At 66.3% G+C, this 11,456-nt stretch carries 10 protein-coding genes; 7 read left to right on the plus strand and 3 right to left on the minus strand.

The annotated features are described in order from the left end of the window. Positions 1 to 20: 20 nt before the first annotated feature. Positions 21 to 878: a DUF2786 domain-containing protein gene (locus AB4Z47_RS14770; RefSeq protein WP_441951185.1), complete on the minus strand. Its 858-nt coding sequence runs from the start codon at positions 876 to 878 to the stop codon at positions 21 to 23. A 121-nt stretch (positions 879 to 999) separates the two neighbouring features. Here AB4Z47_RS14770 and AB4Z47_RS14775 point away from each other — a divergent pair, with 121 nt between their 5' ends. The 6 genes from AB4Z47_RS14775 (at position 1,000) to AB4Z47_RS14800 (ending at position 8,294) form a co-directional block, all read left to right on the plus strand. Further along, positions 1,000 to 2,301, plus strand: coding sequence for an ABC transporter substrate-binding protein (locus tag AB4Z47_RS14775; RefSeq protein WP_441951187.1), 1,302 nt, complete (start codon positions 1,000 to 1,002; stop codon positions 2,299 to 2,301). 99 nt (positions 2,302 to 2,400) lie between these two features. Next, positions 2,401 to 3,372 (plus strand): carbohydrate ABC transporter permease, encoded by a 972-nt coding sequence (locus AB4Z47_RS14780; protein ID WP_441951240.1) that lies wholly within the window; start codon positions 2,401 to 2,403, stop codon positions 3,370 to 3,372. A 208-nt stretch (positions 3,373 to 3,580) separates the two neighbouring features. Further along, positions 3,581 to 4,459 (plus strand): carbohydrate ABC transporter permease, encoded by an 879-nt coding sequence (locus AB4Z47_RS14785; protein WP_441951188.1) that lies wholly within the window; start codon positions 3,581 to 3,583, stop codon positions 4,457 to 4,459. 488 nt (positions 4,460 to 4,947) lie between these two features. Next, complete coding sequence (locus AB4Z47_RS14790) at positions 4,948 to 7,224, plus strand: transglycosylase domain-containing protein (RefSeq protein WP_441951190.1); 2,277 nt, start codon at positions 4,948 to 4,950, stop codon at positions 7,222 to 7,224. 176 nt (positions 7,225 to 7,400) lie between these two features. Further along, entirely contained in the window at positions 7,401 to 7,859 is a 459-nt protein-coding gene (locus tag AB4Z47_RS14795) for a GyrI-like domain-containing protein (protein ID WP_441951192.1), read from the plus strand. Between the two features lie 9 nt (positions 7,860 to 7,868). Beyond that, positions 7,869 to 8,294 (plus strand): GyrI-like domain-containing protein, encoded by a 426-nt coding sequence (locus AB4Z47_RS14800; RefSeq protein ID WP_441951194.1) that lies wholly within the window; start codon positions 7,869 to 7,871, stop codon positions 8,292 to 8,294. Positions 8,295 to 8,452: 158 nt separating this feature from the next. Here the strand turns inward: AB4Z47_RS14800 and AB4Z47_RS14805 are convergent, their stop codons facing one another. Further along, complete coding sequence (locus tag AB4Z47_RS14805) at positions 8,453 to 9,553, minus strand: inositol-3-phosphate synthase (protein ID WP_441951196.1); 1,101 nt, start codon at positions 9,551 to 9,553, stop codon at positions 8,453 to 8,455. Further along, on the minus strand, positions 9,546 to 10,103 hold the full coding sequence (locus tag AB4Z47_RS14810) for a PadR family transcriptional regulator (protein ID WP_441951198.1): 558 nt from the start codon (positions 10,101 to 10,103) through the stop codon (positions 9,546 to 9,548). The genes AB4Z47_RS14805 and AB4Z47_RS14810 overlap by 8 nt, the downstream gene beginning before the upstream one ends. 857 nt (positions 10,104 to 10,960) lie before the next feature. On the opposite strand from AB4Z47_RS14810, the gene AB4Z47_RS14815 reads away from it, so the two are divergent. Further along, positions 10,961 to 11,380, plus strand: coding sequence for a DUF5318 domain-containing protein (locus AB4Z47_RS14815; RefSeq protein ID WP_441951199.1), 420 nt, complete (start codon positions 10,961 to 10,963; stop codon positions 11,378 to 11,380). The last annotated feature ends 76 nt before the right edge of the window (positions 11,381 to 11,456 follow it).

Raw genomic sequence — 11,456 nt, forward strand, 5'->3', positions numbered from 1 at the left:
GTCGCCGTCATGCACAGTACTCACGCGGATCCACCGGGCGAGTCAGGCGTAGCCAATTGCCCACGGGCAGCGGGAAGTTCGGGCGACATACCAATCCGTGCGGCCTTTCCCGCGCGGTCACCCGCCTGTCGCGCCGCCGCGGAATGCCCGGCAGAGGCCTGCGGCCCGCGCCAGGTGCCGCGGGCCTCCGAAGTCCGTGAGTAGAAGTCGGTGAGCTGGATTTCCTTGTCGCGCAACGCCAGCGCGGTACCGGTCGCCGTGCTGTCCTCGGGCAACGCCTCCGCTTCCACCTCTGCCTTCACCGCGGCCAACCGCTGCCCGATCCGCGCCGCGAACGCCATCTGGAAGTTCAGCCGCGCCGTCACTCCCGCGAGCGGAGCCTGCACCCGGCGTCGTACCTGCCGCCCCCACCGCTTCTCCACGACAACCTTCTCCACGGTTGCCGACCGGTAGGCCCCCGACTTGATGTACTGGTCGGACGCGCGCACCATCTGCACCAGCAGGCTCGTGTACAGCGCCTCGCAAGTATTGATGTCCGAGTCGAAGCCGAAGGCGTAGACCTGCGTCGACGTCCTGGCGACATCGCAGCGCACGTCGTTGGCCGACGCGATCGCGACGAACAACTGGACGTAGGTGCGCAACCCGCGTTTGCCCGGCTCGCCGATCGGGATGATCCGCTGCACCGGCGTCGGTCTGCGCTCACGTCCCGCGACGTGTGCCCGCGCCACCGCGAGGTCGATGGAGGATCTGGTGGCCAGCCGCTGGGCCGCCGCGAGGAACGCCTCGGCCTCGTGTTCGTTGTCGGTGGATTCGGCCTTGCGCAGCAGTCCACCGATGCGGGTGAGCATCCGATCGGGGACCGCGTTCGGCGAAATCATCACACGCAAGCCTAGCGAGGACTTCCCGCCGCAACCCCGCATGTCACATCAACACCATGTATGTTGCCTTGTGCACCGGCAGGGTGTGCTGCCGCTCACGAATGATTCTGGAGTGTCCGCGATGGCTGTGAAAAAGGTGTCGACCCTACGTTCGTCGCTCGTACCGCGCGCCGCGGTGGCGGCCGCGTCGGTCGCACTGCTGGCCACGACGTTCACCAGCGCCTGCTCCAGCGACAACAGCGGCAGCCCGACCAGCCAGAACCTCACCGGCCGCGGCCCGATCACCTACGTCGAGGGTAAGGACACCTCCGAGACCGGTGCGGTCAAGCAACTGATCGAGCGTTGGAATGCCACGCACCCGGACGAGCAGGTGACGTTCAAGGAGCAGTCGAACGACGCCTCGCAACAGTACGACGACCTGGTCGAGCACATGCGCTCCAAGCAGTCCAACTACGACGTGGTCGCCCTCGACGTTCCGTGGACTGCCGAGTTCGCCGCCAAGGGCTGGATCCAGCCGCTGAAGGACTCCTTCACGATCGACACCTCCACGCTGCTCTCCCCGCCGGTCGCCAGCGCCACCTACAACAACACCCTCTACGCCGCCCCGCGCAACACGAATGGCGGCCTGCTGTTCTACCGCAAAGATCTGGTGCCCAACCCACCCAAGACCTGGAACGAGATGCTCGCTCAGTGCCCCATCGCGCGCGAGCAGAACATCGGCTGCTACGCGGGCCAGTTCGCGCCGTACGAGGGCCTGACCGTGAACGCGGCGGAGGTGATCAACGCCTACGGTGGGAGCTTCGTCGGCGCCGACGGCAAAACACCCACGGTGAACAGCCCGCAATCGCGCGCCGGACTCAACGTCCTGGTGGACGCGTACAAGAACGGCGACATCCCGAAGGAAGCCATCACCTTCAAAGAGCCGGAGTCCAGCAACGCCTTCGCGCAAGGCAAGCTGATGTTCCTGCGTTCGTGGCCGTCTACCTTCGGTGATGTGGGCGGCGAGGCGTCCGAGGTGAAGGACAAGTTCGCGGTCGCGCCGCTCCCCGGCGAGAACGGCGTCGGTGCCTCCACCCTCGGCGGCTACAACGCGGCGATCAGCGCGTACTCCAAGAACAAGGCCACCGCCCTCGACTTCCTGCGCTTTCTGATCGGCGAGGACGCACAGCACATCGTCGCCTCCGGTGCTCTGCCGTCGGTGCGCGCGTCGATGTACGACGACCCCGCCCTGATCGCGAAGATGCCGTACCTGCCCGCGCTCAAGGACTCCATCTCCAGCGCGGTGCCGCGCCCGGTGACCCCGTTCTATCCCGCGGTGTCGAAGGCAATCCAGGACAACGCCTATGCTGCGTTGAACGGAACCAAGTCCGTCGACGACGCGATCACCGGTATGCAGAAGGGCATCGAGACCGCCGGATCGTAAGCGGTGAGCGCAACGGACCCGACAAACCCGCAGGAGAGAGAACCGGTGTCGGATCCCTCGGGAGCGGCGACCAGCGTGCCGAAAGACGAGTCCCTTCCGATCAGACCCGGCTTCGGCGCGACGGTGGCCCTGGAGCTGCGACGCTCCGGCAAGGCCTGGCTGTTCGTCACGCCCGTGCTACTCGCACTCGCGGTTGTCATCGGGTATCCGGTGTTCCGGGCGCTGTGGATGTCCTTCCAGAAAGACCCCGGGCTCGATCCAGCGACCGGCATGTTCGTCGAGGGCGGCAGCGCCGGGATTTCGAACTACACACACTGGCTGCTGCAGCAGTGCCAGGTCGTCGGCGGCGAGGCGGTGTCCTGTCCGACCGGCAACCTCGGCTCGCAGTTCTGGCTGGCCATCGGGGTCACGCTGTTCCTCACGGTCGTGACCGTGACGCTCGAGGCGACGCTGGGCCTCGGCATGGCCATGGTGATGGGCAAGACCTTCCGCGGCAGGGCGCTGCTGCGCGCGGCGGTGCTGATTCCGTGGGCGATCCCGACTGCGGTCACGGCGCGGCTGTGGGAGTTCATGTTCCAATACGACGGCGTGGTGAACCGGGTTCTCGGCACGCACATCCTGTGGACCTCCGACGCGTGGCCCGCGCGGTTCGCGGTGATCGCGGCCGACGTGTGGAAGACGACGCCGTTCATGGCGCTGCTTCTGCTCGCCGGTCTGCAAGTGATCCCGGCCGACGTGTACGAGGCCGCGCGGGTCGACGGCGCGTCGGCCTGGCAGCGGTTCACCCAGATCACGCTGCCGCTGCTGAAGCCCGCGCTGCTGGTCGCGGTGCTGTTCCGCACCATGGACGCGCTGCGCATGTTCGACCTGCCCGCGATCATGACGCTGGGCAACCCGTCCACCCGCACGGTGTCGATTCTGGTGGTCGAGCAGGTGCGGCAGGGCCCGAACAGCGCGGCCGCATTGTCGACGATCACCTTCCTTCTGATCTTCGCGGTGGCGTTCGTGCTGGTGAAGATTTTGGGCGCCAATGCGGTTCGGACCCAGGAAGAGCAGCGGAGGGCAGGATGAGACACCATCGCGCAGCGCTCATCCTGCCCGACCGGGTGCGGGTGTCCCGCATGACACCGCAGGGCAGGATGAGACACCATCGCGCAGCGCTCATCCTGCCCGACCGGGTGCGGGTGTCCCGCATGACACCGCAGGGCAGGATGAGACACCATCGCGCAGCGCTTGTCCGGTCCGACCGGATGTCTCGCATGACACGGAAGGCGCGCTGATGTCCGTGCAGACGACGAGAAAACCCGCCACTCGAACGGTTGCGTGGACCAAGCGGATCGGCTCGGTCCGGCTGTATCTCGGCGCCCTGATCGTGCTCGTCTGGGGTCTCGCGCCGTTCTACTGGATGGCGGTCACCGCGTTCCGCGACCCCGACTACACCTTCGACAACACCCCGTGGCCGACGCACATCACGTTGGAGAACTTACGCAACGCGTTCGACACCAGCCGCGGCAACGACTTCGGCAAGGCGCTGGTGAACAGCGTGCTCATCGGCGCGGTCACCACGGTGATCGCGCTGGTGATCGGCGTGTTCGCCGCGTACGCGCTGGCGCGGCTCACCTTCCACGGCAAGTACCTGGTGTCGGGGCTGATCCTCAGCGCATCGATGTTCCCCGTTGTCGTGCTGGTGACGCCGTTGTTCCAGCTGTTCACCAGCATCGGCTGGATCGGCGAGTACCAGGCGATGATCATCCCGAACATCTCCTTCGTACTGCCGATGACGGTCTATATCCTCGCGTCCTTCTTCGCCGAACTGCCGTGGGAGCTCGAGGAGGCGGCGCGGATCGACGGCGCCACCAAGATGCAGGCGTTCCGTCTGGTCATGCTGCCGCTTGCCGCGCCGGCCGTTTTCACCACCGCGATCCTTGCGTTCATCGCGGCGGTGAACGAATACCTTTTGGCCCGCCTGCTTTCCAGCGACAAGACCGAACCCGTCACCGTCGCGATCGCCCGCTTCTCCGGCAACAATCCGCTGGTGCAGCCGTACGCCGCGATCATGGCGGCGGGAACGATGGTCACGATCCCGCTGGTTATCATGGTCCTGCTGTTCCAGCGCCGAATCATCTCGGGCCTCACCGCAGGCGGCGTGAAGAGCTAGCGCACCCCGGCGGACACACCTGCCGCCAGACGAATTCCGCACGGCCCGAGACAAACGGCGACGACCGCCCACGACGACGCGAGCCACGAGCACCCGCTCCGTCCAGGCTCCCATCACGCCGGCCCGCCCTCTCGCGACAAAATCGCCAGCGGCGGAAGGACTCCGGTCGACACCCGGCGACCCGTCAATCACCGCACTACAAGCCGCCTACAGGAAAGCGCCACCATCCCACCGACCATTGCCCCACCGCAAAAACATACCGCCCGTTTTCGCCCCACCAACCCCCCCGAAGTGCGAGTCTTACGAGCACCGTTCGCGGCCCGACTCGCGTCCGAGTGGGCGAAGCGCGTGCGAAGCAATCGCGAGTCTCGCCCGCTCGAACGCGAGCCAAGAGGGGGCCGCGAACACGCAGCGCCGCAGGCGCTGCAAAATAAACACAGCTCGTTTCCGATCGTGTGTGCAGGTGTTGTCCGACGCTCCGGGAGGAGATGATCGTGAGCTCGTTCCGCAAACCGCGAGAGCATAGGCGCGGCTCCAAGGGCACTCCCCCGACCGCACCGTATGCGTCGATCGCGGGCTGGAGCGAACGGCCGAAGGCGACAAACCGGAACGCCCGGCCGATACGCGAACAGAAGGCAGCTCGCCGAAAGTCGCGACCTCCCGCCACACGACCGGCACCAGACCCGAATCGGCGGCCGCCCAGCAGAGGTGAACGCTTCCGCCGGCTGCTGCTGGCCTTGTTCATCCTTTTCGGCGTGGTGCCCGCACTGATGTCGGTGCTCGTGTACTGGAGTGCGGAGATACCGGACCCGGCCGCGATGCAGACGAATCAGGCCGCCACCATCCTGGCCGCAGACGGCAGCACCGTGATCGCGAAGGTCGTTCCGCCGGAGGGCAATCGGACCCCGATCCTCCTGTCGGAGGTGCCGCGGCCGGTGCGCGACGCGGTGCTCTCCGCCGAGGATCGCAACTTCTACACCAATCCCGGCTACTCGAGCTCCGGCTTCCTGCGCGCCGTTCGCGACAATGTGCTCGGCCGCGACGACGCGGGCGGCGGCTCCACGATCACCCAGCAGTATGTGAAGAATGCCTTCCTCGGCTCCGAACGCACGGTCACACGCAAGATGCGCGAGCTGGTCATTGCGGCGAAGATGGCGCGGCAGTGGAGCAAGGACGACATCCTCGCCGCCTACCTCAACACCATCTACTATGGCCGCGCCTCTTACGGGATCGCCGCGGCGGCACGGGCCTACTTCGACAAGCCGGTGAACCAGCTGACCCTCGCCGAGGGCGCCGTGATCGCGGCGCTGATCAGGACGCCGTCGATCCTGGATCCGGAAACCCATCTCGCGGACCTGAAGGCGCGCTGGGCATACGTGCTCGATGGCATGGTCGAGATGGGTGTGCTCGCACCGGGCGATCGCGACGCGGTGGTGTTCCCGTCGATCATCTCGATCGGGCAGATCCCCGACGACAGCGTGGCCCGTGGTCCGGAAGGACTGATCCGCAACCAAGTGTTGCGCGAGCTGCGCGCCTCCGGCATCAGCGAGCGCGAGCTGAATACCGGCGCACTGCAGATCACCACCACTATCGACGCCAGGACCCAGCAGGCGGTGCTCGGCGCGGTGCACGACCGGCTGGCCTCGCAGCCGCCGCAGCTACGTGCCTCGGTGGTGTCGGTCGACCCGCGCTCCGGCGCGGTGCGCGCATACTTCGGCGGCGACGACGGCATCGGTTACGACTTCGCCCAGGCGCCGCTGCAGACCGGGTCGGCGTTCAAGATCTTCGCGGTGATCGCCGCGCAGCAGCAGAGCATTCCGCTGACCCGCGTGCTGGACAGCTCGCCGCTGACCGACGACGGCGTCAGGATCACCAACGTGGACGGCGAGTCGTGCGGCAAGTGCACCATGGCCGAGGCGCTGAAGCGCTCGCTGAACACCAGTTTCTATCGGCTCACCATGTCGATGTCCGACGGGCCACAGTCGATCGCCGACGCGGCGCACGCGGCGGGCATCCCGGAGGAGATCCCCGGTGTCGCGGGCAAGACCCTGGCCGAGGGTGGCGGAAAGCCGCTGAATGGCGTCGTTCTCGGCCAGTACGTGGTCCGTCCCATCGACATGGCTTCGGCCTACGCCACGGTCGGCGCGTCGGGCGTCTACCACCAGCCGTACTTCGTGCAGCGGGTGGTGACCGCCGACGGCCGGGTGTTGCTGGATCGCGGCGCGCCCGACCGGCAGGTCGGCAAGCAGATGCCGCCGGGACAGCAACGTATCCCGCGCGCGATCGCGGAGAACACCATCCAGGCGATGACCCCGATCGCTGCCTACTCCAACGGGCACGCGCTGGCGGCCGACCGTCCCTCGGCCGCAAAGACCGGAACCACGCAGCTCGGCGAGACCGACCTGAACAAGGACGCGTGGATGATCGGCTTTACACCCTCGCTGTCCACAGCGGTGTGGATCGGCACCGAGCAGTCGGAGCCGATCCGGACCGCGCGCGGCGGCGACATCTACGGCTCCGGCCTGCCCGCCGACATCTGGAAGCAGGTCATGGACGACGCGCTGGACGGCACCCCGATCGAACAGTTCCCCGGCACGCCGAGCCCGGCGCAGCCACTCCAGAGCAAGCCCTCCGGCGGCGCCTACGACATTCTGAACCCGCCGCAGACGTCCGCGCGCGAACCCGCCGTCGTCATCCCGCCGACCACCGAGGCGCCGAAGGAAGTCGAGATTTTCCCCGGGCTGAGCATCCCCGTGCCGGGATAGCGATGATGCTGTGACCTTCCGTGGCCCGGGGGAACGCATGACATGGCAGCATCGTTTGCCAGAGTGAGAGCGAACAGCGAGTGCGTCGGAAACAGGCCGACGCCGATACCGCGGGAACGATGCGGGAGGATATGCGCTCGAGCGACGACGGAAGACGAGACATAGGGGCTACGCCGGTGGATTTCAATGTCGTTGACCAACCCGAGACGCTGGTGGCGGGAACTGTGCTTCGCAGCCCGGCGCTCGCGGTCGAGGGTCCGCGCCGCGCGAAAGTCGAAGAGGCGTGGAAGCGCAATCTGGCTCGCAAGCTGCCCGGGCCACCGACCACGGCGTACGTCGACCATGCGCCGGAAATCAATTCGTACCTGACCCATATCGTCGGCTACCGCTGTCACAGCCTTGCCGATTTGCTGCCTGGTGATGTGCTCGCCCGGGTGCCCGGCGGCCGGTTCGCCCGGTTCATCGCCAGCGGGGACGATTTGGGTGACACCATCGTGAGCATCTGGCGGTCGGTCTGGGACGCCGAAGCCGCCGGCCGACTTGTGCGCGCCTACACCGGCGACTGGGAGCATTATCCCGACGCCCGCACGGTGGAAGTCTTCGTGGCACTGGCAGACGATCAGGTCAACGGGTAGGAACGGACTGTGGATTTCGAGATCGTCACTTTGGAACAGAGCATGGTCGCGGGACTCACCATTCCGCTCGCCGGCCGCGAGGTGACCGCGCGCGACCTCGACCTGGTGAACTTCACCTGGGACCGGTATCTGGCGCGGGATAAGAACGTGCCGAGGGTGGCCGCCTATATCGACCAGAACGACCATGCCGTCGCCGTGCTCGGCTACGAGGTCGCGGCCATGACGGACATGGACGCGGGTGACGTGCTCACCATCATCCCGCAGGGCCGCTATGCGCGGTTCGTCGTCTCGGACAAGCCCTACGACCTGCTGCGCACCGCATGGGCCCAGGTCGCGAAGGCGGAGAACGCGGGAACCATCACTCGCTCACATACGGCCGAGATCGAGCGCTATACCGGACCCGCCTCGGTGGAGGTATACGTCTCGCTGGACTGAATTATCACCGAGCGCCTACCGGGTGGACAACGGCGTGCTGGTGATCCTCGGGGTGAAGGTCGGCTGGCGCAAAGACGCCTACCGGGGCCGGTAGCACTCGGCAAGTCGGCCGAAGGCATTTCGCCTCCGGCCGACACCTCGTGACATAGTGCGGTGAATTACTCCGCGCCGATAATGAACGACTCGAGCTGGGTGCGGGCGATGTCGTCGGCCAGCTGCTTGGGCGGAGACTTCATCAGGTAGGCCGAGGCAGGGATGACCGGTCCGCCGATACCGCGGTCTTTGGCGATCTTCGCCGCGCGCACGGCGTCGATGATGATGCCTGCCGAGTTCGGCGAGTCCCACACCTCGAGCTTGTACTCCAGGTTCAGCGGCACATCGCCGAAGGCGCGGCCCTCCAAGCGGACGTAGGCCCACTTGCGGTCGTCCAGCCAGCCGACATGGTCGGACGGGCCGATGTGCACGTCGTTGGCGCCGAGCTCCTTCTTCAGGTTGCTCGTGACGGCCTGGGTCTTGGAGATCTTCTTCGACTCCAGGCGCTCGCGCTCGAGCATGTTCTTGAAGTCCATGTTGCCGCCGACGTTGAGCTGCATGGTGCGATCGAGCTGCACGCCGCGGTCTTCGAACAGCTTGGCCATCACGCGGTGGGTGATGGTCGCGCCGACCTGGCTCTTGATGTCGTCGCCGACGATCGGGATGCCGGCCTTGGTGAACTTCTCCGCCCACACCGGGTCGGAGGCGATGAACACCGGCAGCGCGTTGACAAAGGCGACGCCCGCGTCGATGGCGCACTGCGCATAGAACTTGTCGGCCTCCTCCGAGCCCACCGGCAGGTAGGACACCAGCACGTCGACGTCGTTGTCCTTCAGGACCTTCACCACGTCGACCGGTTCCGCCTCGGACAGCTCGATGGTCTCCGCGTAGTACTTGCCGATACCGTCCAGGGTGGGGCCACGCTGCACAACGACGTCGCTCGGGGGCACGTCGGAGATCTTGATCGTGTTGTTCTCGCTGGCGAAGATCGCCTCGGCCAGATCGAAGCCGACCTTCTTCGCGTCCACGTCGAACGCGGCGACGAACGTGACGTCGCGGACGTGGTACGGCCCGAACTTCACATGCATCAGGCCGGGAACCGTCGCGGAATCGTCCGCGTCCTTGTAGTACTGCACGCCCTGGACCAGCGAAGAGGCGCAGTTGCCCACACCTACGATGGCGACGCGAACTTCTGTGGCGTTGTCAGCCTTATTGACGTCACTCATGGCCGATATTTCCCTCTTTCTGTGGTGCCGCCTTCGTCGATTGCTCCGCCGCAATCAACTCGTTGAGCCAGCGCACTTCGCGCTCGCTTGATTCGAGTCCGAGTTGATGGAGCTGCCGGGTGTAGCGATCGAAGGACCCGCTGGCCTTCTTGATCGCCTCCCGAAGCCCCTCTCGGCGCTCCTCGACCTGACGCCGCCTGCCCTCCAGGATTCGCATCCGCGCTTCCGCCGGGGTGCGACTGAAGAAGGCGAGGTGAACGCCGAAGCCGTCGTCGGTGTAGTTCTGCGGTCCGGTGTCGGCGAGCAGCTCGCTGAACCGCTCCCGGCCGGTCGGAGTCAGTTGGTAGACGCGGCGCGCACGGCGTGTCGTCGCGCCCGCCGGCATCTCCTCGGCGATCAACCCGTCCGCCTGCATGCGGCGCAGCGTCGGGTAGAGCGACCCGTACGAGAAGGCCCGAAACGCGCCGAGCAGGCCCGTCAGCCGCTTGCGCAGCTCGTAACCGTGCATGGGCGATTCGAGGAGCAGCCCGAGAATTGCCAGTTCGAGCACCGGGCTTCACCCCCTGACTGTGTACAGACCTAACCAATGGATGCGACTTTCCACTATATCGGAGCGATACATCTGTGTCTTTGGCCGCGCGGGCGCGGCGGGTTCGCGGCCCCCTTATGGCTCGCGTCCGAGCGGCCGCCGCTGGCGACTTCGTCGCGGACGCGTCGGCCGCTCGGACGCGAGCCGGGCCGCGAACGGAGGCAATGCTCGGTCTCGCTGCGCTCGGAACCGGGGGTCGGGCCGATGTGGATGCGTTGGGTGGCAGCTTGTGGTCACCACTGCGCGATGGTGTCAGGCAGAGGACGGGAGACCCGAAGTTGGCTCGCCCGTGCAGGTGGCTGTCAAGTACCCGGACGCGCCGCTCTTGTTCGGCACATAGATCTTCAGCACCGGATCGGACAGCTGACCATCGGCGCGGGGAGGTATATCAGCTCGCGGGTAGTGGCGCGATCACCATCGCGTAGCCCCGTGTGACGAGGATAACTTTCGGTAGATCCCGTGCGGCGCAACGCTTTTCGCGTGATCGACGACCGATCGACGCTGAGTTACCGAGCGTCGGCCCGCGTCTGTGGATCGGCGGTGAGTCATGCAGTTCGCCAATCGTTTCGCGACCACGTACTCCGCCATTCGGTCGTGGTATTCGTCGGCGCCGAGCGGTTCCTCGGCATAAGCGGCATCGTCAGTCCGGACGTGTTGGCGCGGTCGAGAACACGCGTTCGTGTGTGCCCTGAGGTTGCGATGGACATCGACGAATCGCAGTTCGACTGGGCGCCTGTTGCCCGTTCGAGCACGCATCTAAACCAGCCAATCTGCACAGCCTGGGGCGGGGGGATTGCAACACCGCTACTCTGGTTCTCGTGCGAATTCAGCGGCAAGTGGTCGACTACGCCCTCCGGCGCCGGTCGCTGCTGGCTGACGTCTATGCGGGCCGTGTCGATGTCGCCGAGGTGTGTGATGCCAACCCTTACCTACTGCGGGCGGCGAAATTCCACGGTCGGGGGAGCGAGGTCACATGCCCCATCTGCCGGAAAGAACAACTGACGCTCGTATCCTGGGTCTACGGCGACGGCCTCGGACCGGTGGCTGGATCGGCTCGCACGCCCGAGGAGCTCATGCGCCTCGCCGAGACTCGCGAGGAGTTCTCGGTGCATGTCGTCGAGGTATGCCGGTCCTGCAGCTGGAATCATCTGGTGCAGTCCTATGTGCTCGGCACCACGCCGGCACCGTCGCGCCGCCGCCCGGGGACGCGAGCGAACCGGCGCACTGCCGCCGAATGAAGTACCTGGTCATCAGCCCGTCGGGTGACTCGCGGAGCCGGTACGCGTCCGCCGCGATGCGTACGACCGCTAGCCA

It is taken from the genome of Nocardia sp. 2TAF39, assembly GCF_052114905.1.
Lineage (GTDB): Bacteria > Actinomycetota > Actinomycetes > Mycobacteriales > Mycobacteriaceae > Nocardia.

Bases quoted from the DNA above. Each gene is read 5' to 3' on its own strand.
- AB4Z47_RS14770 (WP_441951185.1), bottom strand. From the start codon at position 878: ATGATTTCGCCGAACGCGGTCCCCGATCGGATGCTCACCCGCATCGGT.
- AB4Z47_RS14775 (WP_441951187.1), top strand. From the start codon at position 1,000: ATGGCTGTGAAAAAGGTGTCGACCCTACGTTCGTCGCTCGTACCGCGC.
- AB4Z47_RS14785 (WP_441951188.1), top strand. From the start codon at position 3,581: ATGTCCGTGCAGACGACGAGAAAACCCGCCACTCGAACGGTTGCGTGG.
- AB4Z47_RS14790 (WP_441951190.1), top strand. From the start codon at position 4,948: ATGATCGTGAGCTCGTTCCGCAAACCGCGAGAGCATAGGCGCGGCTCC.
- AB4Z47_RS14805 (WP_441951196.1), bottom strand. From the start codon at position 9,553: ATGAGTGACGTCAATAAGGCTGACAACGCCACAGAAGTTCGCGTCGCC.